The organism is Buttiauxella sp. WJP83 (assembly GCF_027594725.1).
Lineage (GTDB): Bacteria > Pseudomonadota > Gammaproteobacteria > Enterobacterales > Enterobacteriaceae > Buttiauxella > Buttiauxella selenatireducens.
Genome location: NZ_CP110080.1, coordinates 375,957 through 397,928, shown reverse-complemented (window position 1 = coordinate 397,928; position 21,972 = coordinate 375,957). Strand labels below are relative to the sequence as shown.

Below are 21,972 nucleotides of genomic sequence, written 5' to 3'. Positions count from 1 at the left end.
TCTCCGCTCCATTATTATCACCATTAAAAACCATCATATTATTAAGGAATTGGCGCTAAATTCTTATTGCCTGATGTAATGGCAATCGAGTCATCATTTGTTAGACTTATTAGCGTCAGTCAGTACAAGGAGAGAAAAATGAACATGTTAAAAGAATTCCGCGAATTTGCGATGCGCGGAAATGTTGTGGATTTGGCAGTGGGTGTAATTATCGGGGCAGCATTCGGGAAAATTGTTTCGTCACTTGTAGCGGATATTATTATGCCGCCACTGGGATTGCTGATTGGTGGGGTTGATTTTAAACAATTCGCTTTAACCCTACGACCTGCAGCAGGTGATATTCCAGCAGTAGTTATGCATTACGGTGTCTTTATTCAGAACATCTTCGATTTTGTGATTGTTGCCTTCGCAATTTTCCTGGCAATCAAAGCAATTAACCAACTGAACCGTAAGAAAATAGAAGAACCTGCAGCACCACCGGCGCCAACTAAAGAAGAAGTATTACTCAGCGAAATCCGCGACCTGCTAAAACAGCAGAATGAGCGAATCTGATTGCGCTAATTAAAAGAGGAAGGCCAGTGGTAAAAAAGCTATTTGCTTATTTGCCACTGGCCTCCCAGTTATCCTTTTTGCCATATTTTGCAGTACGTTGATAACTTCCCTTTCCTTTCTTGTTCTTCTCAACTCGTTGACGAAACAGCGGATCATGTAACAAAGCCTCTATGGCATTATCCTTTATGGTCCCTTTCTTATGCTGATACTTACTCATAAAAACTCCAAATGATTAAAATAACGGCGCAAGTGTATGCCTGCATTTGGCGGATCGCAATTATTCTTTACGCTGGCTCGCCCCTTGCTCAAGCGCCTCAAGAATTGAACAATATGCGCTGCTGTGGGCACTTCCACAACATGCATCATTCAACCTCTGCAACGATCGTCGCATATGCTGAAGTTCTTTTATTTTGGACTCCACTTCTACGAGTCTCGATTGCACGATACTTTTTGATTCCTGACACGTGTGATGTTCTGGATCAATTCGGATCGATAGCAATTCACGAATCGTTTCTAGTGTAAAACCTAACTGTTTTGCATATCTAATGAACTTTAGACGCTGCAAATCACTTTCAGTATAAAGCCGAAAACCACCCTCCGTTCTGACCTCATGATCCATCATTTTCTGCTTTTCATAATAACGTATGGTATCAGGCGTAACATCCGCCAGTCTGGCCAACTCTCCAATACGAAACATTATCATTTAATCCTCATCAATTTTATGAAGCAATTTGTCGGCATACTCTCCGTGCAGAAAATCAGTACTCATGCCAGCCTGCTGCAGTTTTAGCTCAAGTAATGACAGTTTCTTGCTTATAGCCTCGTACTCGGAATCTTCCGGGTCAATAGTCCGGAGAGGGTCATTGAGTTCAATGGCATCTTTGCGCTGTTGGAGAGCAGGAGGCAAACAACCTGCATTTTTCAAAATACGCCAGGCGATTCGCAGTTCAGGCGGTATAAATGAATCATCGTCAAGTTTTAGAGGAGCACCTGAGCCCGCCAGCGAGTCAAACTCACCATTGCGTTGTGCATCGAGAATATGACTTTCTGACAATTGATCGAGCAACCACATAATTTATGTCAGCATTTGCTAAAGATGAATCTAAGATACGATGAATTGGCGCAAGAAGGGAAATTACAGATATAAAAAAACCGGGCAAGCCCGGTTTTTTCACGTTACTACAGATTACTCTGCAGCAGCTTCTGTTTGAGACTCGGCGCGATCAACCAGCTCGATGTAAGCCATCGGAGCATTATCACCTGCACGGAAGCCACACTTAAGAATACGAGTGTAACCACCAGTACGGGCGGCAAAACGCGGACCCAGTTCATTAAACAGTTTTGCCACGATCTCGTTATCACGAGTGCGGGCGAATGCCAGACGACGATTAGCAACGCTATCAGTCTTGGCAAGAGTAATCAGCGGCTCAACTACGCGACGCAGCTCTTTCGCTTTAGGCAGAGTCGTCTTGATGATCTCATGACGAACCAGTGAACCTGCCATATTGCGGAACATAGCCTGGCGATGGCTGCTGTTGCGGTTCAGTTGACGACCACTCTTACGATGGCGCATGACCTTATCCTTCTCAGTAAAACCTTAACCTGTGATCCGGTTACTCGTCAGCGATGCTTGCCGGTGGCCAGTTTTCCAGGCGCATGCCCAGAGACAAACCACGGGAAGCCAGCACGTCTTTAATCTCGGTAAGAGATTTTTTACCCAAGTTAGGCGTTTTGAGCAGCTCAACTTCGGTACGCTGTACCAGATCACCGATATAGTGGATAGCTTCTGCCTTAAGGCAGTTAGCAGAGCGGACAGTCAATTCCAGATCGTCAACAGGGCGCAGCAAGATCGGATCGAATTCTGGTTTCTCTTCTTTAACTTCCGGCTGACGTACATCACGTAAGTCAACGAAAGCTTCAAGTTGTTCAGCCAGAATGGTCGCCGCACGACGAATCGCCTCTTCAGGATCGATTGTACCGTTGGTTTCCATTTCGATGACCAGCTTATCCAGGTCGGTACGCTGTTCTACACGCGCAGCTTCAACATTGTAGGCAATTCGCTCTACAGGGCTGTAGCAGGCGTCGACCAGCAGACGGCCGATTGGGCGCTCATCTTCTTCCGAATGAATTCGGGCAGAGGCCGGCACATAACCGCGACCGCGCTGAACTTTGATACGCATACTAATAGATGCGTTCTCATCGGTCAGGTGGCAGATCACATGCTGCGGCTTGACGATTTCGACATCACCATCATGGGTGATGTCGGCTGCAGTCACAGGGCCAATGCCAGACTTATTCAGAGTAAGAATTACATCATCTTTACCTTGAACTCTTACCGCCAGCCCTTTCAGGTTGAGCAGGATTTCCAGGATATCTTCCTGAACGCCTTCTTTGGTGCTGTACTCATGTAGTACACCATCAATCTCAACCTCAGTCACCGCGCAACCCGGCATCGATGAGAGCAGAATACGGCGCAGTGCATTACCAAGAGTATGGCCAAAGCCACGCTCTAAAGGCTCAAGGGTCACCTTGGCGTGCGTCGAACTCACTTGCTCGATATCTACCAGGCGCGGTTTTAGAAACTCTGTCACAGAACCCTGCATTGTGTCCTCTCTTTGGTACTAAGCTTTACTTGGAGTAAAGCTCGACGATCAGGTGTTCGTTAATGTCCGCGGACAGATCAGTACGCTCAGGCTTACGCTTGAACACACCTTCCATCTTGGCAGCATCAACTTCCAGCCAGGTTGGCTTTTCACGCTGTTCAGCCAGCTCCAGAGCGGCCTTCACGCGAGATTGCTTTTTGGCTTTCTCACGGATGCTGACTACGTCATTCGGAGTTACCTGATAAGAAGCGATGTTAACAACGCGACCATTTACCATAACTGCTTTATGGCTAACGAGCTGACGTGATTCTGCACGTGTAGCACCGAAGCCCATACGGTAAACAACGTTGTCCAGACGACCTTCCAGCAGAACCAACAGGTTTTCACCGGTGTTGCCTTTCAGACGTGCTGCTTCTTTATAGTAGTTACGGAACTGACGCTCCAGAACACCGAACATGCGGCGAACTTTTTGCTTTTCACGCAACTGCACACCATAGTCAGACAGACGCGGTTTACGCGCACCGTGCTGGCCAGGAGCTTGTTCAATTTTACACTTGGTATCGATCGCGCGAACGCCAGACTTAAGGAATAAGTCGGTGCCCTCACGACGGCTCAGCTTGAGCTTAGGACCCAAATATCTTGCCATTTTCTTTCTCCAACAAACCTAGAAAACGTAAGCGTTATACGCGACGTTTTTTCGGCGGACGACAACCGTTGTGAGGGATCGGAGTCACATCAGTAATATTAGTGATGCGGAAACCAGCGGCGTTCAGAGCACGAATGGTAGATTCGCGGCCTGGACCCGGTCCCTTAACCATAACTTCAAGGTTCTTGATACCGTATTCTTTCACAGCTTCTGCGCAACGCTCTGCTGCAACCTGAGCTGCGAACGGAGTAGATTTGCGAGAGCCACGGAAACCGGAACCACCGGCAGTTGCCCAACCCAAAGCGTTACCCTGACGATCAGTAATAGTAACGATTGTGTTGTTGAAAGAAGCATGGACATGAGCCACGCCGTCAGAGACTTGTTTTCTTACACGCTTACGTGCACGAACTGGTGCCTTTGCCATTATTCAATCACCCCGATTATTTCTTGATCGGTTTGCGCGGACCCTTACGGGTACGTGCGTTGGTCTTCGTACGCTGACCGCGCACTGGCAGACCACGACGATGACGCAAACCGCGATAGCAACCAAGGTCCATCAGACGCTTGATGCTCATACTCACTTCACGGCGCAGATCACCTTCAACGACAAATTTGGCAACTTCGTCACGCAGCGTGTCGATTTGTTCTTCAGACAGCTCTCTGATCTTAACATCTTCAGCGATACCCGCCGCGGCACAAATGGCCTTTGAGCGAGTCTTGCCAACACCGTAAATCGAAGTTAAAGCGATCACGGTATGTTTTTGATCAGGAATGTTAATGCCTGCTATACGGGCCACTATGCACTCCTACTATTTAGATTATGCGTTCCATACCGAAAAGCCCGTTTTCAGGATACTCAAATGGAAACGCATAGACATACAAAAGATTGGCTGGCTAATCTAGCCAGCTCAACCCAACTTTGCAAGAAAAATATGCGAGATAATCAGCCTTGACGCTGTTTATGCTTCGGTTCGGCGCTGCAAATCACGCGAATAACACCGTCACGCTTAACGATTTTGCAGTTACGACATAATTTCTTGACGGAAGCACGAACTTTCATTTTTACTCTCCGTAACTTCTCAAGCGACTATTAACGGCCGTAGCCTTTCAGATTCGCTTTCTTCAATGCAGACTCGTACTGACTAGACATCATCAGAGTTTGCACTTGAGCCATAAAGTCCATGATAACCACGACAACAATGAGCAGTGAGGTTCCACCGAAGTAGAAAGGCACTTTCATTGCATCACGCATGAACTCCGGGATTAGGCAGATAAAGGTAATATACAACGCACCAACCAAGGTCAGGCGAGTCATTACTTTATCAATATACTTCGCCGTTTGTTCTCCCGGACGAATTCCTGGTACAAATGCACCGGACTTCTTCAGGTTATCTGCTGTTTCACGCGGGTTGAAAACCAACGCCGTGTAGAAGAAACAGAAGAAGATGATTGCAGACGCATAGAGTAACACATAAAGCGGTTGCCCAGGCTGCAAATACAGCGAAATTGTAGTCAGCCAGTTCCAACCGGTACCGCCCCCAAACCACGATGCAATCGTCGCTGGGAACAGAATAATACTGGAAGCAAAAATTGCTGGAATAACACCAGCCATATTCACTTTCAGCGGTAAATGCGTGCTCTGCGCAGCATAGACACGACGACCTTGTTGACGTTTCGCGTAGTTTACCACAATGCGGCGTTGACCACGTTCAACAAAAACAACGAAGAAGGTCACTGCGAATACTAGTACTGCAACCAACAGCAACAGGAGGAAGTGCAGGTCGCCTTGCCTTGCTTGTTCGATAGTATGGCCAACGGCCGGCGGCAATCCCGCAACAATACCAGCGAAGATTATGATTGAGATACCGTTACCGATACCACGTTCAGTAATCTGTTCACCAAGCCACATCAGGAACATAGTCCCTGTGACAAGGCTCACAACAGCGGTGAAATAGAATGCAAAGCCTGGATTTAACACCAGGCCCTGCATACCAGGCATATTCGGTAAACCGGTAGCAATACCGATTGACTGGAATATTGCCAGCACCAGAGTGCCGTAACGGGTGTACTGGCTGATCTTACGACGACCAGACTCCCCTTCTTTCTTCAACTCTGCTAACGCTGGATGAACCACCGTTAACAGCTGGATAATAATCGATGCCGAAATATACGGCATGATACCCAATGCAAAGATAGAAGCACGGCTGAGAGCACCACCAGAGAACATGTTAAACATTTCAATGATAGTGCCTCGCTGTTGCTCAAGCAGTTTGGCAAGTACAGCGGCATCAATACCAGGGATCGGAATAAAAGAGCCAATACGGAACACAATCAGCGCACCGATAACAAACATCAGTCTGCGTTTCAGCTCGCCAAGCCCGCCTTTAGCACTTTGAAAATCTAATCCCGGTTGCTTTGCCATCTGCTACTTATTCCTCGATTTTACCGCCAGCAGCTTCGATAGCAGCACGAGCGCCTTTAGTGACACGCAGACCGCGAACAGTTACCGGACGAGAAACCTCGCCAGACAAGATCACTTTCGCGAACTCGATCTGGATACCGATAATGTTTGCCGCTTTCAGCGTGTTCAGGTCAACTACGTCGCCTTCAACTTTCGCCAGATCAGAGAGACGAATCTCACCAGTGATCATTGCTTTGCGAGAGGTGAAACCGAATTTCGGCAGACGACGGTACAACGGCATCTGGCCACCTTCGAACCCACGACGTACGCCACCGCCAGAACGAGAGTTCTGACCTTTGTGACCACGACCGCCGGTTTTGCCGAGACCAGAACCGATACCACGACCCAGACGCTTAGAAGCGTGCTTAGACCCTTCGGCCGGAGACAGAGTATTTAAACGCATCTCTTACTCCTCAACTTTAACCATGTAGGAAACCGCGTTGACCATACCACGTACAGCAGGAGTATCCTCGCGCTCTACGGTGTGGCCAATACGACGCAGACCCAGGCCAAGCAGCGTTGCCTTGTGTTTCGGCAAACGACCGATCGCACTGCGGGTTTGTGTAATTTTAATAGTCTTTGCCATGGTCAATTACCCCAGAATTTCTTCAACGGATTTACCACGCTTGGCAGCGACCATTTCCGGAGACTTCATATTCGCCAGGCCATCAATAGTTGCACGAACCACGTTAATCGGGTTGGTGGAACCATATGCTTTAGCCAAAACGTTATGAACTCCAGCGACTTCCAGGACGGCGCGCATTGCACCACCGGCGATAATACCGGTACCTTGAGAAGCCGGCTGCATGAACACACGAGAACCTGTGTGCACACCTTTAACAGGGTGCTGCAGGGTGCCGTGGTTCAGCGCGACGTTAATCATGTTGCGACGGGCTTTTTCCATCGCTTTCTGGATAGCTGCTGGAACTTCACGCGCTTTTCCGTAACCAAAACCAATGCGACCGTTACCATCGCCAACCACTGTCAGAGCAGTGAAGGAGAAAATACGACCACCTTTAACGGTTTTAGATACGCGATTTACCGCGATCAGCTTTTCCTGCAGTTCGCCAGCTTGTTTTTCGATGTGAGCCATCTTACACCTCTACCTTAGAACTGAAGGCCAGCATCACGGGCAGCATCTGCCAGTGCCTGGACACGACCATGATATTGGAAACCAGCACGGTCAAAGGATACTTTCGTAATGCCTTTTTCCAATGCGCGCTCTGCAACAGCTTTACCCACAGCTGTAGCGGCGTCTTTATTTCCAGTGTACTTCAGTTGCTCAGCGATAGCTTTCTCTACAGTAGATGCAGCTACCAGGACTTCTGAACCGTTCGGTGCGATAACCTGTGCATAAATATGACGAGGCGTACGGTGAATCACCAGACGAGTCGCACCCAGTTCTTTGAGCTTGTGACGTGCGCGGGTCGCACGACGGATACGAGCAGATTTCTTATCCATAGTGTTACCTTACTTCTTCTTAGCCTCTTTGGTACGCACGACTTCGTCGGCGTAACGAACACCCTTGCCTTTATAAGGCTCAGGACGACGGTAGGCGCGCAGATCAGCAGCTACCTGTCCAATCATCTGCTTATCAGCGCCTTTCAGCACGATTTCAGTTTGAGTTGGACATTCAGCAGTGATTCCCGCTGGCAGAGCATGTTCAACAGGGTGGGAGAAGCCCAGGGCCAAACTCACCGCATTGCCTTTAACTGCTGCGCGATAACCTACACCAACCAGCTGCAGCTTCTTAGTGAAGCCTTCGGTAACACCGATAACCATTGCATTTAACAGCGCACGAGTGGTACCCGCTTGGGCCCACGCGTTTGCAAAGCCTTCGCGCGGAGCGAAAGTCAGTGCATTATCAGCGTGTTTAACTTCAACAGCATCGTTGATTGTACGAGTCAGCTCGCCGTTCTTACCTTTGATCGAAATAACCTGACCGTTGAGTTTTACCTCTACGCCAGCAGGAATAACGACCGGTGCTTTAGCAACACGAGACATTTTATTCCTCCAATTAGGCTACGTAGCAGATAATTTCGCCACCAAGACCAGCTTGGCGCGCTGCACGATCAGTCATAACACCTTTAGAGGTAGAAACGACAGCAATACCCATACCGGCCATAACTTTAGGCAGCTCATCTTTTTTCTTATAGATGCGCAGACCTGGGCGGCTGACTCGCTGAATGCTCTCTACCACAGCCTTGCCCTGGAAATACTTAAGAGTCAGTTCCAGTTCAGGCTTGATGTCGCCTTCGATTTTAAAATCTTCAATATAGCCTTCTTCTTTCAGCACGTTGGCAATTGCCAATTTCAGCTTGGAGGAAGGCATGGTGACCGCAACTTTATTCGCGGCTTGACCGTTACGGATACGGGTCAGCATATCCGCGATCGGATCTTGCATGCTCATCTGTCTTTACTCCCGTGATTCAATTGGATATTACCAGCTAGCCTTTTTCAAGCCAGGTACTTCACCGCGCATAGCGGCTTCACGAAGCTTAATACGGCTCAACCCGAATTTGCCCACATAACCATGCGGACGACCAGTTTGGCGGCAGCGGTTACGCTGACGGGACGGGCTGGAATCACGCGGCAGAGACTGCAGCTTAAGAACCGCATCCCAACGTTCTTCGTCGGATGAGTTCACACCAGAGATGATAGCTTTCAATTCCTCGCGTTTAGCGCGGTATTTGTCGGCCAGTTTCACGCGAACGACTTCGCGTGCTTTCATCGATTGCTTAGCCATTAGTAACCCTACCTTACTTACGGAATGGGAAGTTAAAGGCTGCCAGCAGAGCACGGCCTTCATCATCAGATTTCGCAGTAGTGGTAATGGTAATATCCAAACCACGAACGCGATCGACTTTGTCATAGTCGATTTCTGGGAAGATGATCTGCTCACGGACACCCATGCTGTAGTTACCACGGCCATCGAATGACTTAGCGGACAAGCCACGGAAGTCACGGATACGTGGTACAGCAATGGTGATCAGGCGCTCAAGAAACTCCCACATGCGTTCGCCACGCAGAGTTACTTTACAGCCGATCGGATAGCCCTGACGGATTTTGAAGCCTGCAACTGATTTGCGTGCTTTGGTGATCAACGGTTTTTGACCGGAGATTGCTGTCAAGTCAGCTGCTGCATTATCCAGCAGTTTCTTGTCAGCGATCGCTTCACCCACACCCATGTTCAGGGTGATCTTCTCGACCCGAGGGACTTGCATGACAGAATTGTAGTTAAACTCACTCATGAGTTTTGTAACTACTTCGTCTTTGTAGTAATCATGCAGTTTCGCCATCGTACTACTCCAAATTACTTGATAGTTTCGCTGTTAGATTTGAAGAAACGGACTTTTTTGCCCTCTTCGAATCTAAAGCCTACACGGTCAGCCTTGCCGGTTGCCGCATTGAAGAGTGCAACGTTAGAAACTTGAATAGCAGCTTCTTTTTCAACGATGCCACCTGGTTGGTTCAGGGCCGGAACCGGCTTCTGATGTTTCTTAACCAGGTTAATACCTTCAACAATAAGCTTGCCGGAAGACAAGACATTCTTAACTTTACCGCGCTTACCTTTATCTTTACCGGTTAACACGATAACTTCGTCATCACGACGGATTTTAGCTGCCATGATTCGCTCCTTAGAGTACTTCTGGTGCCAGAGAGATAATTTTCATGAACTTTTCATTACGCAGTTCACGAGTTACCGGCCCAAAAATACGCGTGCCGATTGGTTGCTCGCTGTTATTATTTAAAATAACGCATGCATTACCATCGAAGCGAATGACAGAACCGTCCGGGCGACGAACACCCTTCCTGGTGCGCACCACTACCGCTTTCAGGACATCGCCTTTCTTCACCTTACCACGAGGAATTGCTTCCTTGATGGTAATTTTGATGATGTCGCCGACGCCTGCGTAGCGACGGTGCGAGCCACCCAGAACCTTGATACACATTACGCGACGCGCGCCGGAGTTGTCGGCTACGGTCAGCATAGTCTGTTCTTGGATCATTTCAGTGCTCCGCTAATGTCAACTACTACTTCGGGACCCATAATTAGGTCGTTAAAAAGCCCCATAAACGAGGGCGCGGCATTATAACACCGGTTCCTGAATATGGGTAGAAAAAATAAACGGCTCATTTACTGAGCCGTTTATTCGTTAGACAAAGCTCACTGTATTACAGAACCGCTTTATCTACAACGCGAACAAGCGTCCAGGACTTAGTCTTGGACAGTGGACGGCATTCGCGGATTTCAACCACGTCACCGATACCACATTCATTGCTCTCGTCATGTACGTGCAGTTTGGTCGTACGTTTGATGAATTTACCGTAAATCGGGTGTTTCACCACACGTTCGATAGCAACAACGATGGATTTCTCCATTTTGTTGCTAATCACGCGACCTTGCAGAGTACGGATTTTATCGGTCATTACGCACCCGCCTTCTGAGTCAATAAAGTCTTAACACGTGCAACATCACGACGCACTTGCTTCAGCAGGTGTGTCTGTTGCAGCTGGCCACTTGCTGCTTGCATACGCAGATTGAACTGCTCACGCAGCAAATTCAGCAGCTCGGTGTTCAGCTCTTCAACACTCTTTTCACGCAGCTCTTTTGCTTTCATTACATCACCGTCTTAGTTACAAAGGTGGTTTTAATCGGCAGTTTCGCTGCTGCCAGCTTGAATGCTTCACGGGCCAGCTCTTCTGGTACGCCGTCCATTTCATACAGGACTTTGCCAGGCTGAATCAAGGCAACCCAATACTCTACGTTGCCTTTACCTTTACCCATACGCACTTCAAGCGGCTTTTCGGTGATCGGTTTGTCCGGGAATACACGGATCCAGATCTTACCCTGACGCTTAACTGCACGGGTCATTGCACGACGTGCTGCTTCGATCTGACGTGCAGTCAGACGACCACGGCCAACAGCTTTCAGACCGAAAGTGCCGAAGCTAACATCCGTACCGGCAGCCAGACCACGGTTGCGGCCTTTGTGCACTTTACGGAATTTTGTACGCTTTGGTTGTAACATCAGCGACTCTCCTTACTTACGGCCTTTACGCTGCTGCTTTTTAGGTTGAGCAGCCGGTTCCGGTTGTTCAACAGCAGCCATCCCACCCAAGATCTCACCTTTAAAGATCCACACTTTAACGCCGATTACACCATAAGTGGTGTGCGCTTCAGAGGTGTTGTAGTCAATGTCAGCACGCAGTGTGTGCAACGGCACGCGACCTTCACGGTACCATTCGGTACGTGCGATCTCGGCGCCGCCCAGACGGCCGCTAACTTCAACTTTGATACCTTTAGCGCCCAGACGCATGGCATTCTGTACAGCACGCTTCATAGCACGACGGAACATAACGCGACGTTCCAGCTGAGAAGTGATGCTGTCAGCAACCAATTTTGCGTCCAGTTCAGGTTTACGAACTTCGGCGATATTGATCTGTGCAGGAACGCCAGCGATATCCGCTACGACCTTGCGCAGTTTTTCTACGTCTTCGCCTTTCTTACCGATTACGATGCCAGGGCGAGCAGTGTGAATAGTCACACGGATGCTCTTAGCTGGACGCTCGATAACGATACGAGATACAGACGCCTTCGCCAGTTCCTTTGTCAGGTACTGACGAACTTTAAAATCGCTGTCCAGGTTGTCAGCGAATTCTTTGGTGTTCGCAAACCAAGTAGAGTTCCATGGTTTTACAATACCCAGGCGAATACCATTAGGATGTACTTTCTGACCCATTGCTAGTCTCCAGAGTCTCAGCGATCGGACACAACCACAGTAATGTGGCTGGTGCGCTTCAGGATGCGATCTGCACGACCTTTTGCACGCGGCATAATGCGCTTCATGCTTGGGCCTGCGTCTACGAAGATTTTCGCGACTTTCAGATCGTCAATGTCAGCGCCATCGTTGTGTTCAGCGTTAGCAATGGCAGATTCCAGAACTTTCTTAACCAATACAGCCGCTTTCTTGTTGGTGTAGGTCAAAATTTCCAGTGCCTGCGACACTTTCTTACCGCGAATAAGGTCAGCAACAAGGCGAACCTTTTGAGCAGAAGAACGAGCGTGGCGATGTTGAGCTAAAGTTTCCATCTCTTCCTCCTACTTATTTCTTCTTGGCTTTTTTATCAGCAGCGTGACCGCGATAAGTACGTGTCGGTGCAAATTCACCCAGTTTGTGACCGACCATTTCGTCGGAAACAAATACCGGAACATGCTGACGACCATTATGGACAGCGATGGTCAAACCGATCATGTTAGGAAAGATCGTTGAACGACGGGACCAAGTGCGCAGGGGCTTCTTGTCACCGCTTTCCACCGCTTTCTCTACCTTCTTCAGCAAGTGCAGGTCAATAAAAGGACCTTTCTTGAGAGAACGTGGCATGGCTTATCCTCTAAAATTATTTGCTACGGCGACGTACGATGAATTTATCAGTACGCTTGTTGCTGCGGGTCTTCTTACCTTTGGTCTGTACGCCCCACGGAGTTACCGGGTGCTTACCAAAGTTACGACCTTCACCACCACCGTGTGGGTGGTCGACTGGGTTCATCGCAGTACCGCGAACGGTAGGACGAACACCACGCCAGCGAGCAGCACCCGCTTTACCCAGAACGCGCAGCATATGCTCAGCATTGCCAACTTCGCCCAGTGTTGCGCGACAGTCAGCTTCAACTTTACGCATTTCACCAGAACGCAGACGCAGGGTAACGTAAGCACCATCACGTGCAACGATCTGCACATAGGTACCAGCGGAACGTGCCAGCTGACCGCCTTTACCTGGTTTCATTTCTACGTTATGAACAGTAGAACCAACCGGGATATTGCGCATCGGCAAGGTGTTACCAGCTTTGATTGCAGCATCAACGCCAGATTGAATCTGGTCGCCAGCTTTCAGGCCTTTAGGGGCCAAGATGTAACGGCGTTCGCCATCTTTGTACAGAACCAGTGCGATATTCGCAGAACGGTTCGGATCGTACTCAAGACGCTCAACAACAGCTGGGATACCGTCTTTGTTGCGTTTAAAGTCAACAATACGATAAGCCTGCTTGTGACCACCACCAATGTGACGAGTGGTGATACGGCCATTGTTGTTACGGCCACCGGATTTGCTGTTTTTTTCAACCAGCGGAGCAAAAGGTTTGCCCTTATGCAGCTCAGGGTTGACCACTTTAACAACGTGGCGACGACCCGGAGATGTCGGTTTACATTTAACAACTGCCATTGTTTTTCTCCTCCGACTTACTCAGCGCCGCCGACGAAGTCCAGATTCTGGCCTTCCTTCAGGGTGACGTAAGCTTTTTTCCAGTCGCTACGACGACCGATACGCTGTCCATGACGCTTAGTTTTACCTTTAACAACCAAGGTATTAACGCCTTTAACTTCAACTTCGAACAGTTTCTCAACAGCAGCAACGATCTCTGCTTTGGTCGCGTCTTTTGCAACTTTGAGAACGATGGTATTTGTTTTTTCCATCGCCATAGATGCCTTTTCAGATACGTGCGGCGCGCGCAGTACTTTCAGCAGACGTTCTTCACGGATCATGCCAGCATCTCCTCAACTTGCTTAACTGCATCAGCAGTCATAACGACTTTGTCGAAGGCGATCAGGCTAACTGGATCGATTGTTGCAGCATCGCGAACGTCAACCTTATGCAGGTTACGTGCAGCCAGGAACAGATTCTCATCCAGTTCGCCAGTTACGATCAGCACATCTTCCAGAGCCATGTCTTTCAGTTTCTGAGCAAGCAGCTTAGTTTTAGGCGCTTCAACAGAGAACTGTTCGACAACGATCAGACGATCCTGACGTACCAGTTCGGACAGAATGCTTTTCAGCGCTCCGCGGTACATCTTTTTGTTAACTTTTTGACTGTGGTCCTGCGGGCGAGCAGCGAAGGTTACGCCACCGGAACGCCAGATCGGGCTCTTGATAGAACCTGAACGCGCACGGCCGGTACCTTTCTGGCGCCACGGCTTTTTACCGGAACCAGTTACTTCAGCGCGGGTCTTCTGAGCACGAGTACCTTGACGGGCACCAGCTGCATAAGCAACTACGACCTGGTGTACCAGCGCTTCGTTGAAATCACGACCGAAGGTAGTTTCGGAAACAGTCAGCGCGCTTTGCGCGTCTTTCAATACTAATTCCATTGCTATCTCCTCACGCCTTCACAGCTGGTTTAACGATCAGGTCGCTACCGGTTGCACCCGGAACTGCACCCTTAACCAGCAGCAGGTTGCGCTCAGCGTCAACGCGTACTACATCCAGGCTCTGAACAGTTACACGTTCGTTGCCCAGTTGGCCTGCCATTTTCTTGCCTTTGAACACTTTGCCCGGAGTCTGGTTCTGACCGATAGAACCCGGAACGCGGTGAGACAAGGAGTTACCGTGTGTAGCATCCTGGGTACGGAAGTTCCAGCGCTTAACGGTACCTGCGAAACCTTTACCTTTAGAGGTGCCAGTTACGTCAACTTTTTTGACTTCAGCAAACAGCTCAACGCTAATGTCTTGACCTACAGTGAACTCTTCGCCTTCTGCAAGACGGAATTCCCAAAGGCCACGGCCAGCTTCTACGCCAGCTTTAGCGAAGTGACCAGCTTCCGGCTTAGTTACACGGCTAGCTTTTTTAGCGCCAGTGGTAACTTGAACAGCACGGTAGCCGTCGTTAGCCAGGTCTTTAACCTGAGTAACACGGTTTGCTTCTACTTCAATCACGGTTACTGGGATAGAAACGCCGTCTTCTGTGAAGATACGGGTCATACCCACTTTTTTACCGACTAAACCAATCATTGTTTCAACCTCTCAATCGTCAATGACCTGATTAACCCAGGCTGATCTGCACGTCTACACCAGCAGCCAGATCCAGACGCATCAGAGCATCAACGGTTTTCTCAGTTGGCTCAACGATGTCAACCAGACGCTTATGAGTGCGAATTTCGTACTGATCACGCGCGTCTTTGTTGACGTGCGGGGAGATCAGAACGGTAAAGCGCTCTTTGCGGGTCGGCAGCGGGATCGGACCACGGACTTGCGCACCAGTGCGCTTAGCAGTCTCGACGATTTCCGCAGTTGATTGATCGATCAGACGATGATCAAACGCTTTAAGGCGGATACGGATTCTTTGGTTCTGCATGAGACCAGAGCTCCAATTGTTTTATAAACGAAATGATTACTCCCCGTACCCATTACGATTGATGGGCGAGTGTAACCGTTCTTACGTTGCCCCCCAATTGGGAGCGTTGTCTGGTAGACGAAACATCTACCGGGTTCATATCGAACCAGCCGTCAATTAAGACAGGCCCGCGCATTATACGTAAATCTGCCCCTTACGCAAGTCATGGATACGAATTAAACAATCTTTTATGTAAGGTTACGGTTCGCCTTCCACTGGCTTAGTAAAAGATGTTGTTTAGAAAATTCTCTATGGAACTTCACTCGAAACGCCTCAAGCACCATTTTGCTTTACGTAATTCATTCCTTTAGCGTTCAAGCTCATCTTGCTTGAGATTGGTTAATCGCTATGCCCTCTTCCCTTTTAGTATTTCTTTTTATTGGCCTGCACATAGCTTTCCTGCTCCGCCTGGCTTGGGTCGACTATCACTGCATGCTCCTACCGGATAGGTTGACGTATCCGTTGTTGTGGTCTGGGCTACTGTACCAAGTCTGTTTTTCTCCGGACCATTTATTAGAATCTGTAGAAGGTGCAATGGTTGGTTACTTGAGTTTATGGGTGCTTTACTGGGTTTACTTTTTATTGCGCAATGTCGAGGGTATTGGGTATGGGGATATGAAGCTTTTGGCAGCACTGGGGGCATGGCATGGGTGGCAAAGTCTGGGATGGATTATATTTGCTGCGGCAACGTCTGGATTAGTATGGGCTCTAGTCAGAAGAGTGTCTTTGAAAAATCACGTTTCACTGACTACCACTCCGCTATCCTTCGGACCAAACCTTGCGATAGCGGGTGGTTCCATAGGCTGGATATGTTCTTCCTTCCCACAGTTTAAAGAACTCAGTTTCCTTCTTTGATTTGCGACTGAAGGTAATTCTGCAAACCAATTTTAGAGATGAGATCCAATTCAGTTTCCAACCAGTCAATATGATGCTCTTCTTCAGTAAGAATTTGGATCAGCATATCGCGACTGACATAGTCATGGATGGTATCCGCGTAAGCAATCGCCTCACGCAAATCTTTAGCACCTTCCAATTCTAGTTTGAGGTCTGACTGAAGCATTTCTTCGACATCTTCACCGATATGAAGTTTGCCTAAGTCTTGTAGGTTTGGAATACCTTCGAGGAATAAAATACGTTCGATATATTTATCGGCGTGTTTCATTTCATCAATGGATTCGTGGTATTCAACTTCATTGAGGCGCATTAAGCCCCAGTTTTTGAACATTCTCGCATGGAGAAAATACTGATTGATCGCGACAAGCTCGTTTCCCAATAATTTATTGAGATAATTTATAATCTTAGTATCACCTTTCATTTTTACTCCCTCCGCTTCCACTACATGAAGCGTAGATGTAGCACGGAGTAAGTCAAAAAAAAGTGAGCCTCTTAGGCAATCTCTTTAAATTCTGGGATCTGCAATAACTCTTCTTGCATGATTTCTCGAGCCGCACGAACACATTTGCCGCATTGATTTCCAACGGGCACAAACTTGCGAAGCTGTTGGAAAGATTGTGGATGAAATTGGCGAACTGCCTGCCGAATTTTTTTATCACTTACGCCATTACACAGACAAACGTACATAATCACTCCCGTTCAAATTACGCACAAAGTGTAAATGAGAATAGTTATGATTACAATAGCACGCGTATATTGGATTGATGTCTTTAAGGATAAAAAAAAAGAGCGCCTAAGCGCTCTTTTTCATACAAAAGGTATCAGCGATTAAGCGATAACTTTAGCAACAACACCCGCGCCTACAGTACGGCCGCCTTCACGGATTGCGAAACGCAGACCGTCGTCCATCGCGATTGGGTGGATCAGGGTAACAACCATTTTGATGTTGTCGCCCGGCATGACCATCTCAACGCCTTCTGGCAGTTCGATGGTGCCAGTCACGTCAGTTGTACGGAAGTAGAACTGTGGACGGTAGCCTTTGAAGAACGGAGTATGACGGCCGCCTTCGTCTTTGGACAGAATATAAACTTCAGATTCGAACTGAGTGTGCGGCTTGATAGAGCCTGGCTTAGCCAGAACCTGACCACGTTCGATTTCTTCACGTTTGATACCACGCAGCAGAACACCAACGTTCTCACCAGCACGGCCTTCGTCCAGCAGTTTGCGGAACATTTCAACGCCAGTACAGGTAGACTTAGCAGTCTCTTTGATACCAACGATTTCAACTTCTTCGCCAACTTTAACGATACCGCGCTCTACACGACCGGTAACAACTGTACCACGACCGGAGATAGAGAATACGTCTTCGATTGGCAGCAGGAATGGCTTGTCGATAGCACGTTCTGGTTCTGGGATGTAAGAATCCAGGAAACCAGCCAGCTCAACGATTTTAGCTTCCCACTCTGCTTCGCCTTCCAGCGCTTTCAGAGCTGAACCACGGATGATTGGAGTATCATCACCTGGGAAATCGTACTGAGACAGAAGTTCACGAACTTCCATTTCTACCAGTTCCAGCAGCTCTTCGTCATCAACCATGTCACATTTGTTCAGGAACACGATGATGTAAGGAACGCCAACCTGACGACCCAGCAGGATGTGCTCACGAGTCTGTGGCATCGGGCCATCAGTCGCAGCAACAACCAGGATAGCGCCGTCCATCTGAGCAGCACCGGTGATCATGTTTTTAACGTAGTCGGCGTGCCCTGGGCAGTCAACGTGCGCATAGTGGCGAGTCGGGGTGTCATATTCAACGTGGGAAGTGTTGATGGTGATACCACGAGCTTTTTCTTCTGGTGCGTTATCGATCTGGTCGAATGCACGAGCAGAACCACCGTAGGTTTTAGCCAGAACGGTAGTAATTGCTGCAGTCAGAGTAGTTTTACCATGGTCAACGTGGCCGATAGTACCGACGTTGACGTGCGGTTTTGTACGTTCAAATTTTTCTTTAGACACGGCTATATTCCTTACTGTTGCGCTCCCCCCTCAAGGAGAGAGCGCGGGATCAATGTTTTATAAACCCTGGGTTTATTTACCGCGGGCTTCAATTACGGCCTGAGCAACGTTGTTAGGCGCATCATCATACTTCAGGAATTCCATGGAGTAAGATGCACGACCTTTGGTCAGGGAGCGCAATTGAGTTGCGTACCCGAACATTTCAGACAACGGAACTTCAGCGTGAATCTGAACGCCAGTAGCGTTAGATTCCTGACCTTTCAGCTGACCACGACGACGGCTAAGGTCACCGATAACGTCACCAGTGTTCTCTTCTGGAGTTTCAACTTCAACCTTCATGATAGGCTCAAGCAGAACTGGTTTAGCTTTCTTAAAGCCATCTTTGAAGGCAATAGAAGCGGCCAGTTTAAACGCCAGTTCGGAGGAGTCAACGTCGTGGTAAGAACCGAAGTGCAGACGCACACCGAGATCTACTACTGGGTAACCCGCCAGAGGACCAGACTTAAGCTGCTCCTGGATGCCTTTATCAACAGCAGGGATGTATTCCGTTGGGATCACACCACCTTTGATGTCGTTGATGAACTCGTAGCCTTTCGGATTCGAACCCGGCTCCAGTGGGTACATGTCGATAACAACATGACCGTACTGACCACGACCACCAGACTGCTTAGCGTGTTTACCTTCAATATCGGTAACTTTCGCGCGAATCGCTTCACGGTAAGCAACCTGAGGTTTACCAACGTTAGCTTCAACGTTGAATTCACGCTTCATGCGGTCAACGATGATGTCGAGGTGAAGCTCACCCATACCAGCGATGATGGTCTGGTTAGTTTCTTCATCAGTCCATACGCGGAATGATGGATCTTCTTTAGCCAGACGGCCCAGAGCCAGACCCATTTTTTCCTGGTCAGCTTTGGTTTTTGGTTCTACTGCGATGGAGATTACCGGTTCAGGGAATTCCATGCGCTCAAGAATGATCACGTTATCTTGGTCACACAGGGTGTCACCAGTGGTCACTTCTTTCAGACCAATCGCTGCAGCGATATCACCAGCGCGAACTTCTTTGATCTCTTCACGCTTGTTGGCGTGCATCTGTACGATACGGCCCAGACGCTCACGAGCTGATTTCACCGGGTTGAACACGGTGTCGCCAGAGTTAACAACGCCAGAGTAAACGCGGAAGAAGGTCAGGTTACCAACAAACGGGTCGGTAGCGATTTTGAACGCCAGAGCAGCAAACGGCTCGTTGTCGTCAGAGTGACGAACTGCCGGAGTGTCTTTACCGTCGTCCAGCATACCGTTAATCGCGGTAACGTCAGTCGGAGCTGGCAGGTATTCAACAACCGCATCCAGCATCGCCTGAACACCTTTGTTCTTAAATGCAGAACCACAGGTTACCAGGATAATTTCGTTGTTCAGCACGCGCTTACGCAGAGAAGTTTTGATCTCTTCTTCAGTCAGCTCTTCGCCACCAAAGAATTTATCCATCAGCTCGTCAGAACCTTCAGCAGCGGCTTCAACCAGTTTCTGGCGCCATTCTTCAGCCAGTTCCTGCATATCAGCTGGGATATCTTCGTATTCGAAGGTCACGCCCTGATCAGCTTCATTCCAGTTGATCGCTTTCATTTTCACCAGGTCAACAACACCGGTGAATTTCTCTTCCGCGCCGATTGCCAGTTGCAGAGGCACCGGAGTTGCGCCCAGACGTTTTTCAATCTGATCAACAACTTTCAGGAAGTTAGCACCCATACGGTCCATTTTGTTAACGAACGCGATACGTGGAACTTTATATTTGTTTGCCTGACGCCATACGGTCTCAGACTGTGGCTGAACACCACCAACAGCACAGTAAACCATTACCGCACCATCAAGAACACGCATTGAACGTTCAACTTCGATGGTGAAGTCAACGTGCCCTGGGGTGTCAATGATGTTGATGTGGTGTGGTTCGAACTGTTTGGCCATACCTGACCAGAAACAGGTGGTCGCAGCAGACGTGATGGTAATACCACGTTCCTGCTCCTGCTCCATCCAGTCCATGGTGGCTGCGCCATCATGAACTTCACCGATTTTGTGGTTTACACCGGTGTAGAACAGAACACGTTCGGTAGTAGTAGTTTTACCGGCGTCGATGTGAGCACTGATACCAATGTTACGGTAACGCTCAATGGGTGTTTTACGAGCCATTTGATTCCTCTATATCCTAGGACGTTCATTTAAGTAACCCAAAGCGGGCAGCTCACATGAAGCGCCCGCTTGGTGACTAACACTACGAAGGGATTACCAACGGTAGTGAGCGAACGCCTTGTTGGCTTCAGCCATACGGTGAACGTCTTCACGTTTCTTAACTGCAGTACCTTTGTTCTCTGCAGCGTCAGAAAGTTCGTTCGCCAGGCGAAGAGCCATGGATTTATCACCGCGTTTACGAGCAGCTTCTACGATCCAACGCATTGCCAAAGCATTACGACGAACCGGACGTACTTCTACTGGAACCTGATAAGTAGAACCACCAACACGGCGGGACTTAACTTCGACAGTCGGACGAACGTTGTCCAGTGCGACTTCGAAAGCTTCCAGTTCGTTTTTACCAGAACGCTGAGCCAGGGTCTCCAGCGCGGTATAGACGATAGATTCTGCAGTAGATTTCTTACCATCTACCATCAGAATGTTTACAAATTTGGCCAGCAACTCTGATCCGAACTTAGGATCTGGAAGAATTTTACGTTGACCAATGACGCGACGACGTGGCATGGGAATACTCCGTTGTTAATTCAGGGTTGTCCAAAACTCTATTGAGTTTGACATTTATTTAAAACGTTTGGCCTTACTTAACGGAAACCATTAAGCCTTAGGACGCTTCACGCCATACTTGGAACGAGATTGCTTACGGTCTTTAACGCCGGAGCAGTCAAGTGCACCACGAACGGTGTGGTAACGAACACCTGGCAAGTCTTTTACACGACCACCACGGATCAGGATCACGGAGTGTTCCTGCAGGTTGTGACCTTCACCACCAATGTAGGAGGTAACTTCAAAACCGTTGGTCAAACGCACACGGCATACTTTACGCAGTGCGGAGTTTGGTTTCTTAGGAGTGGTAGTATATACACGAGTACATACGCCACGTTTCTGCGGGCAGGCTTCCAGCGCAGGCACGTTGCTTTTTGCAACTTTGCGAGCGCGTGGTTTGCGTACCAGCTGATTAACTGTTGCCATTAAATAGCTCCTGGTTTTAGCTTTTGCTTCGTAAACACGTAATAAAACGGCCTCATATAATATGAGGACGCAGAATTTTAGGGCTGAGCCGAAAAGGTGTCAAGAAATATACAACAATCCTGGATTTTACCAGGTAATCTGCTGTTCGTGTTTAACTGTCAATCTGACGAAATCAGTATAGCTGACCTGGCCTACACTGGTCGAAATTTGAGCGGTTAAGCCGCGTGCCTCGATATCTTCCTGCAGAGCATAAATAGAAATGGGGGCGACGAGCAGCAAATCAAGGGCCTTCGTCCCACAGAGGGCGACAATAACCGCATCCTGGATCAATAACAACTCATCGCCATGCTTCACACAGCGCAGCATTGATTCCAGATCAGTTTGAAAAGGTGAGTGTTGTAAAATATGCAGCATGTAGCC

Annotated in this window: 40 protein-coding genes; 2 read left to right on the top strand and 38 right to left on the bottom strand. The window is 48.6% G+C overall.

Translation table 11 applies throughout. The features are described from left to right. Positions 1-138 precede the first annotated feature (138 nt). Positions 139-552 carry a large-conductance mechanosensitive channel protein MscL gene (gene mscL / locus OH773_RS01880; RefSeq protein WP_183273271.1) on the top strand — a complete coding sequence of 138 codons (414 nt, stop codon included), beginning with the start codon at positions 139-141 and terminating at the stop codon, positions 550-552. Between the two features lie 46 nt (positions 553-598). On the opposite strand, the gene OH773_RS01875 is transcribed toward mscL, so the two are convergent. From OH773_RS01875 to rpsJ, 31 genes are all read right to left on the bottom strand, one after another. After that, entirely contained in the window at positions 599-769 is a 171-nt protein-coding gene (locus OH773_RS01875; protein WP_270142541.1) for an alternative ribosome-rescue factor A, read from the bottom strand. Positions 770-829: 60 nt separating this feature from the next. Further along, positions 830-1,249, bottom strand: a complete 420-nt coding sequence (gene zntR, locus OH773_RS01870) for a Zn(2+)-responsive transcriptional regulator (RefSeq protein WP_183273282.1) — start codon at positions 1,247-1,249, stop codon at positions 830-832. 6 nt (positions 1,250-1,255) lie between these two features. Beyond that, positions 1,256-1,624, bottom strand: coding sequence for a DUF1992 domain-containing protein (locus OH773_RS01865; protein WP_270142538.1), 369 nt, complete (start codon positions 1,622-1,624; stop codon positions 1,256-1,258). A gap of 114 nt (positions 1,625-1,738) precedes the next feature. Beyond that, positions 1,739-2,125, bottom strand: a complete 387-nt coding sequence (rplQ, locus tag OH773_RS01860) for a 50S ribosomal protein L17 (RefSeq protein ID WP_034461760.1) — start codon at positions 2,123-2,125, stop codon at positions 1,739-1,741. Positions 2,126-2,165: 40 nt separating this feature from the next. After that, positions 2,166-3,155, bottom strand: a complete 990-nt coding sequence (locus OH773_RS01855) for a DNA-directed RNA polymerase subunit alpha (protein ID WP_034461761.1) — start codon at positions 3,153-3,155, stop codon at positions 2,166-2,168. 25 nt (positions 3,156-3,180) lie between these two features. Further along, positions 3,181-3,801 (bottom strand): 30S ribosomal protein S4, encoded by a 621-nt coding sequence (rpsD, locus tag OH773_RS01850; RefSeq protein WP_064514247.1) that lies wholly within the window; start codon positions 3,799-3,801, stop codon positions 3,181-3,183. A 34-nt stretch (positions 3,802-3,835) separates the two neighbouring features. After that, a complete protein-coding gene (rpsK, locus tag OH773_RS01845; RefSeq protein ID WP_004138423.1) occupies positions 3,836-4,225 on the bottom strand; it encodes a 30S ribosomal protein S11 in 390 nt (129 codons plus the stop codon). 16 nt (positions 4,226-4,241) lie between these two features. Further along, positions 4,242-4,598 carry a 30S ribosomal protein S13 gene (gene rpsM, locus OH773_RS01840; protein ID WP_034461763.1) on the bottom strand — a complete coding sequence of 119 codons (357 nt, stop codon included), beginning with the start codon at positions 4,596-4,598 and terminating at the stop codon, positions 4,242-4,244. 146 nt (positions 4,599-4,744) lie between these two features. Beyond that, positions 4,745-4,861 carry a 50S ribosomal protein L36 gene (gene rpmJ, locus OH773_RS01835; protein WP_000868187.1) on the bottom strand — a complete coding sequence of 39 codons (117 nt, stop codon included), beginning with the start codon at positions 4,859-4,861 and terminating at the stop codon, positions 4,745-4,747. 30 nt (positions 4,862-4,891) lie between these two features. Beyond that, positions 4,892-6,223 (bottom strand): preprotein translocase subunit SecY, encoded by a 1,332-nt coding sequence (gene secY, locus OH773_RS01830; RefSeq protein WP_034499015.1) that lies wholly within the window; start codon positions 6,221-6,223, stop codon positions 4,892-4,894. A gap of 7 nt (positions 6,224-6,230) precedes the next feature. Beyond that, positions 6,231-6,665 (bottom strand): 50S ribosomal protein L15, encoded by a 435-nt coding sequence (rplO, locus tag OH773_RS01825; RefSeq protein WP_034461765.1) that lies wholly within the window; start codon positions 6,663-6,665, stop codon positions 6,231-6,233. Between the two features lie 3 nt (positions 6,666-6,668). After that, a complete protein-coding gene (gene rpmD, locus OH773_RS01820) occupies positions 6,669-6,848 on the bottom strand; it encodes a 50S ribosomal protein L30 (protein WP_004846568.1) in 180 nt (59 codons plus the stop codon). A gap of 6 nt (positions 6,849-6,854) precedes the next feature. Next, positions 6,855-7,355 carry a 30S ribosomal protein S5 gene (gene rpsE, locus OH773_RS01815; protein ID WP_034461766.1) on the bottom strand — a complete coding sequence of 167 codons (501 nt, stop codon included), beginning with the start codon at positions 7,353-7,355 and terminating at the stop codon, positions 6,855-6,857. Between the two features lie 14 nt (positions 7,356-7,369). After that, a complete protein-coding gene (gene rplR, locus OH773_RS01810; protein ID WP_034461768.1) occupies positions 7,370-7,723 on the bottom strand; it encodes a 50S ribosomal protein L18 in 354 nt (117 codons plus the stop codon). Positions 7,724-7,732: 9 nt separating this feature from the next. Further along, positions 7,733-8,266, bottom strand: a complete 534-nt coding sequence (gene rplF / locus OH773_RS01805; RefSeq protein WP_034461769.1) for a 50S ribosomal protein L6 — start codon at positions 8,264-8,266, stop codon at positions 7,733-7,735. 13 nt (positions 8,267-8,279) lie between these two features. After that, positions 8,280-8,672, bottom strand: a complete 393-nt coding sequence (rpsH, locus tag OH773_RS01800; protein ID WP_034461770.1) for a 30S ribosomal protein S8 — start codon at positions 8,670-8,672, stop codon at positions 8,280-8,282. 30 nt (positions 8,673-8,702) lie between these two features. Continuing rightward, positions 8,703-9,008 carry a 30S ribosomal protein S14 gene (rpsN, locus tag OH773_RS01795; protein WP_034461771.1) on the bottom strand — a complete coding sequence of 102 codons (306 nt, stop codon included), beginning with the start codon at positions 9,006-9,008 and terminating at the stop codon, positions 8,703-8,705. A 13-nt stretch (positions 9,009-9,021) separates the two neighbouring features. Beyond that, the gene (rplE, locus tag OH773_RS01790; protein ID WP_064514249.1) at positions 9,022-9,561 is read right to left on the bottom strand and encodes a 50S ribosomal protein L5; all 540 of its coding nucleotides are present in this window, start codon (positions 9,559-9,561) and stop codon (positions 9,022-9,024) included. A 14-nt stretch (positions 9,562-9,575) separates the two neighbouring features. Beyond that, positions 9,576-9,890, bottom strand: coding sequence for a 50S ribosomal protein L24 (rplX, locus tag OH773_RS01785; RefSeq protein WP_034461774.1), 315 nt, complete (start codon positions 9,888-9,890; stop codon positions 9,576-9,578). Between the two features lie 10 nt (positions 9,891-9,900). Further along, a complete protein-coding gene (gene rplN / locus OH773_RS01780) occupies positions 9,901-10,272 on the bottom strand; it encodes a 50S ribosomal protein L14 (protein WP_002438705.1) in 372 nt (123 codons plus the stop codon). Positions 10,273-10,438: 166 nt separating this feature from the next. Then, positions 10,439-10,693 (bottom strand): 30S ribosomal protein S17, encoded by a 255-nt coding sequence (gene rpsQ / locus OH773_RS01775; protein ID WP_034499024.1) that lies wholly within the window; start codon positions 10,691-10,693, stop codon positions 10,439-10,441. Continuing rightward, positions 10,693-10,884: a 50S ribosomal protein L29 gene (gene rpmC, locus OH773_RS01770; protein WP_008457158.1), complete on the bottom strand. Its 192-nt coding sequence runs from the start codon at positions 10,882-10,884 to the stop codon at positions 10,693-10,695. The genes rpsQ and rpmC overlap by 1 nt, the downstream gene beginning before the upstream one ends. Then, positions 10,884-11,294, bottom strand: coding sequence for a 50S ribosomal protein L16 (rplP, locus tag OH773_RS01765; protein WP_008927134.1), 411 nt, complete (start codon positions 11,292-11,294; stop codon positions 10,884-10,886). Before rplP ends, rpmC begins: the two co-directional genes overlap by 1 nt. Before the next feature lie 12 nt (positions 11,295-11,306). Continuing rightward, the gene (gene rpsC, locus OH773_RS01760; RefSeq protein ID WP_006817277.1) at positions 11,307-12,005 is read right to left on the bottom strand and encodes a 30S ribosomal protein S3; all 699 of its coding nucleotides are present in this window, start codon (positions 12,003-12,005) and stop codon (positions 11,307-11,309) included. 17 nt (positions 12,006-12,022) lie between these two features. Beyond that, positions 12,023-12,355 (bottom strand): 50S ribosomal protein L22, encoded by a 333-nt coding sequence (gene rplV / locus OH773_RS01755; protein WP_183273267.1) that lies wholly within the window; start codon positions 12,353-12,355, stop codon positions 12,023-12,025. Between the two features lie 13 nt (positions 12,356-12,368). Beyond that, entirely contained in the window at positions 12,369-12,647 is a 279-nt protein-coding gene (rpsS, locus tag OH773_RS01750) for a 30S ribosomal protein S19 (RefSeq protein WP_001138115.1), read from the bottom strand. A gap of 16 nt (positions 12,648-12,663) precedes the next feature. Then, positions 12,664-13,485, bottom strand: a complete 822-nt coding sequence (gene rplB, locus OH773_RS01745; protein WP_000301869.1) for a 50S ribosomal protein L2 — start codon at positions 13,483-13,485, stop codon at positions 12,664-12,666. A gap of 17 nt (positions 13,486-13,502) precedes the next feature. Continuing rightward, on the bottom strand, positions 13,503-13,805 hold the full coding sequence (rplW, locus tag OH773_RS01740) for a 50S ribosomal protein L23 (RefSeq protein ID WP_034499029.1): 303 nt from the start codon (positions 13,803-13,805) through the stop codon (positions 13,503-13,505). Continuing rightward, the gene (gene rplD, locus OH773_RS01735) at positions 13,802-14,407 is read right to left on the bottom strand and encodes a 50S ribosomal protein L4 (protein WP_034461782.1); all 606 of its coding nucleotides are present in this window, start codon (positions 14,405-14,407) and stop codon (positions 13,802-13,804) included. Before rplD ends, rplW begins: the two co-directional genes overlap by 4 nt. A 10-nt stretch (positions 14,408-14,417) precedes the next feature. Then, the gene (gene rplC, locus OH773_RS01730) at positions 14,418-15,047 is read right to left on the bottom strand and encodes a 50S ribosomal protein L3 (protein WP_034461783.1); all 630 of its coding nucleotides are present in this window, start codon (positions 15,045-15,047) and stop codon (positions 14,418-14,420) included. A 31-nt stretch (positions 15,048-15,078) separates the two neighbouring features. After that, complete coding sequence (gene rpsJ, locus OH773_RS01725) at positions 15,079-15,390, bottom strand: 30S ribosomal protein S10 (protein WP_001181005.1); 312 nt, start codon at positions 15,388-15,390, stop codon at positions 15,079-15,081. 387 nt (positions 15,391-15,777) lie between these two features. Between rpsJ and OH773_RS22390 the strand changes: the two genes are divergently transcribed. Next, the gene (locus OH773_RS22390) at positions 15,778-16,284 is read left to right on the top strand and encodes a prepilin peptidase (protein WP_442865639.1); all 507 of its coding nucleotides are present in this window, start codon (positions 15,778-15,780) and stop codon (positions 16,282-16,284) included. On the opposite strand, the gene bfr is transcribed toward OH773_RS22390, so the two are convergent. From bfr to tusB, 7 genes are all read right to left on the bottom strand, one after another. Then, entirely contained in the window at positions 16,268-16,744 is a 477-nt protein-coding gene (gene bfr, locus OH773_RS01720) for a bacterioferritin (protein ID WP_270142497.1), read from the bottom strand. The genes OH773_RS22390 and bfr overlap by 17 nt on opposite strands. Positions 16,745-16,815: 71 nt before the next feature. Beyond that, a complete protein-coding gene (bfd, locus tag OH773_RS01715) occupies positions 16,816-17,010 on the bottom strand; it encodes a bacterioferritin-associated ferredoxin (RefSeq protein WP_183273264.1) in 195 nt (64 codons plus the stop codon). A gap of 141 nt (positions 17,011-17,151) precedes the next feature. Next, a complete protein-coding gene (gene tuf / locus OH773_RS01710; protein ID WP_270141429.1) occupies positions 17,152-18,336 on the bottom strand; it encodes an elongation factor Tu in 1,185 nt (394 codons plus the stop codon). Between the two features lie 72 nt (positions 18,337-18,408). Next, complete coding sequence (gene fusA / locus OH773_RS01705) at positions 18,409-20,523, bottom strand: elongation factor G (RefSeq protein ID WP_270142494.1); 2,115 nt, start codon at positions 20,521-20,523, stop codon at positions 18,409-18,411. A 93-nt stretch (positions 20,524-20,616) separates the two neighbouring features. Further along, complete coding sequence (gene rpsG / locus OH773_RS01700; protein WP_008457106.1) at positions 20,617-21,087, bottom strand: 30S ribosomal protein S7; 471 nt, start codon at positions 21,085-21,087, stop codon at positions 20,617-20,619. A 90-nt stretch (positions 21,088-21,177) separates the two neighbouring features. After that, positions 21,178-21,552 (bottom strand): 30S ribosomal protein S12, encoded by a 375-nt coding sequence (rpsL, locus tag OH773_RS01695; RefSeq protein ID WP_003023654.1) that lies wholly within the window; start codon positions 21,550-21,552, stop codon positions 21,178-21,180. 126 nt (positions 21,553-21,678) lie between these two features. Then, a complete protein-coding gene (gene tusB, locus OH773_RS01690; RefSeq protein ID WP_270142490.1) occupies positions 21,679-21,966 on the bottom strand; it encodes a sulfurtransferase complex subunit TusB in 288 nt (95 codons plus the stop codon). Between the last annotated feature and the right edge of the window lie 6 nt (positions 21,967-21,972).

Excerpts from the sequence above, each read along its gene's own strand:
- rpsD (WP_064514247.1), bottom strand. The coding sequence starts at position 3,801 with ATGGCAAGATATTTGGGTCCTAAGCTCAAGCTGAGCCGTCGTGAGGGC.
- rpsE (WP_034461766.1), bottom strand. The coding sequence starts at position 7,355 with ATGGCTCACATCGAAAAACAAGCTGGCGAACTGCAGGAAAAGCTGATC.
- fusA (WP_270142494.1), bottom strand. The coding sequence starts at position 20,523 with ATGGCTCGTAAAACACCCATTGAGCGTTACCGTAACATTGGTATCAGT.
- rpmD (WP_004846568.1), bottom strand. The coding sequence starts at position 6,848 with ATGGCAAAGACTATTAAAATTACACAAACCCGCAGTGCGATCGGTCGT.
- rplC (WP_034461783.1), bottom strand. The coding sequence starts at position 15,047 with ATGATTGGTTTAGTCGGTAAAAAAGTGGGTATGACCCGTATCTTCACA.
- rplO (WP_034461765.1), bottom strand. The coding sequence starts at position 6,665 with ATGCGTTTAAATACTCTGTCTCCGGCCGAAGGGTCTAAGCACGCTTCT.
- rpsS (WP_001138115.1), bottom strand. The coding sequence starts at position 12,647 with ATGCCACGTTCTCTCAAGAAAGGTCCTTTTATTGACCTGCACTTGCTG.
- rpmJ (WP_000868187.1), bottom strand. The coding sequence starts at position 4,861 with ATGAAAGTTCGTGCTTCCGTCAAGAAATTATGTCGTAACTGCAAAATC.
- tusB (WP_270142490.1), bottom strand. The coding sequence starts at position 21,966 with ATGCTGCATATTTTACAACACTCACCTTTTCAAACTGATCTGGAATCA.
- OH773_RS01875 (WP_270142541.1), bottom strand. The coding sequence starts at position 769 with ATGAGTAAGTATCAGCATAAGAAAGGGACCATAAAGGATAATGCCATA.
- OH773_RS01855 (WP_034461761.1), bottom strand. The coding sequence starts at position 3,155 with ATGCAGGGTTCTGTGACAGAGTTTCTAAAACCGCGCCTGGTAGATATC.
- rplE (WP_064514249.1), bottom strand. The coding sequence starts at position 9,561 with ATGGCGAAACTGCATGATTACTACAAAGACGAAGTAGTTACAAAACTC.
- rplD (WP_034461782.1), bottom strand. The coding sequence starts at position 14,407 with ATGGAATTAGTATTGAAAGACGCGCAAAGCGCGCTGACTGTTTCCGAA.
- zntR (WP_183273282.1), bottom strand. The coding sequence starts at position 1,249 with ATGTTTCGTATTGGAGAGTTGGCCAGACTGGCGGATGTTACGCCTGAT.
- bfr (WP_270142497.1), bottom strand. The coding sequence starts at position 16,744 with ATGAAAGGTGATACTAAGATTATAAATTATCTCAATAAATTATTGGGA.
- OH773_RS22390 (WP_442865639.1), top strand. The coding sequence starts at position 15,778 with ATGCCCTCTTCCCTTTTAGTATTTCTTTTTATTGGCCTGCACATAGCT.
- rpsC (WP_006817277.1), bottom strand. The coding sequence starts at position 12,005 with ATGGGTCAGAAAGTACATCCTAATGGTATTCGCCTGGGTATTGTAAAA.
- rplN (WP_002438705.1), bottom strand. The coding sequence starts at position 10,272 with ATGATCCAAGAACAGACTATGCTGACCGTAGCCGACAACTCCGGCGCG.
- rpsJ (WP_001181005.1), bottom strand. The coding sequence starts at position 15,390 with ATGCAGAACCAAAGAATCCGTATCCGCCTTAAAGCGTTTGATCATCGT.
- OH773_RS01865 (WP_270142538.1), bottom strand. The coding sequence starts at position 1,624 with ATGTGGTTGCTCGATCAATTGTCAGAAAGTCATATTCTCGATGCACAA.
- rplQ (WP_034461760.1), bottom strand. The coding sequence starts at position 2,125 with ATGCGCCATCGTAAGAGTGGTCGTCAACTGAACCGCAACAGCAGCCAT.
- rpsK (WP_004138423.1), bottom strand. The coding sequence starts at position 4,225 with ATGGCAAAGGCACCAGTTCGTGCACGTAAGCGTGTAAGAAAACAAGTC.
- rplR (WP_034461768.1), bottom strand. The coding sequence starts at position 7,723 with ATGGATAAGAAATCTGCTCGTATCCGTCGTGCGACCCGCGCACGTCAC.
- secY (WP_034499015.1), bottom strand. The coding sequence starts at position 6,223 with ATGGCAAAGCAACCGGGATTAGATTTTCAAAGTGCTAAAGGCGGGCTT.
- rpsQ (WP_034499024.1), bottom strand. The coding sequence starts at position 10,693 with ATGACCGATAAAATCCGTACTCTGCAAGGTCGCGTGATTAGCAACAAA.
- rpsL (WP_003023654.1), bottom strand. The coding sequence starts at position 21,552 with ATGGCAACAGTTAATCAGCTGGTACGCAAACCACGCGCTCGCAAAGTT.
- rplF (WP_034461769.1), bottom strand. The coding sequence starts at position 8,266 with ATGTCTCGTGTTGCTAAAGCACCGGTCGTTATTCCTGCTGGCGTAGAG.
- rpsH (WP_034461770.1), bottom strand. The coding sequence starts at position 8,672 with ATGAGCATGCAAGATCCGATCGCGGATATGCTGACCCGTATCCGTAAC.
- bfd (WP_183273264.1), bottom strand. The coding sequence starts at position 17,010 with ATGTACGTTTGTCTGTGTAATGGCGTAAGTGATAAAAAAATTCGGCAG.
- rplP (WP_008927134.1), bottom strand. The coding sequence starts at position 11,294 with ATGTTACAACCAAAGCGTACAAAATTCCGTAAAGTGCACAAAGGCCGC.
- rplW (WP_034499029.1), bottom strand. The coding sequence starts at position 13,805 with ATGATCCGTGAAGAACGTCTGCTGAAAGTACTGCGCGCGCCGCACGTA.
- rpmC (WP_008457158.1), bottom strand. The coding sequence starts at position 10,884 with ATGAAAGCAAAAGAGCTGCGTGAAAAGAGTGTTGAAGAGCTGAACACC.
- rplX (WP_034461774.1), bottom strand. The coding sequence starts at position 9,890 with ATGGCAGCTAAAATCCGTCGTGATGACGAAGTTATCGTGTTAACCGGT.
- rpsN (WP_034461771.1), bottom strand. The coding sequence starts at position 9,008 with ATGGCTAAGCAATCGATGAAAGCACGCGAAGTCGTTCGCGTGAAACTG.
- mscL (WP_183273271.1), top strand. The coding sequence starts at position 139 with ATGAACATGTTAAAAGAATTCCGCGAATTTGCGATGCGCGGAAATGTT.
- rpsG (WP_008457106.1), bottom strand. The coding sequence starts at position 21,087 with ATGCCACGTCGTCGCGTCATTGGTCAACGTAAAATTCTTCCAGATCCT.
- rplB (WP_000301869.1), bottom strand. The coding sequence starts at position 13,485 with ATGGCAGTTGTTAAATGTAAACCGACATCTCCGGGTCGTCGCCACGTT.
- rplV (WP_183273267.1), bottom strand. The coding sequence starts at position 12,355 with ATGGAAACTTTAGCTCAACATCGCCACGCTCGTTCTTCTGCTCAAAAG.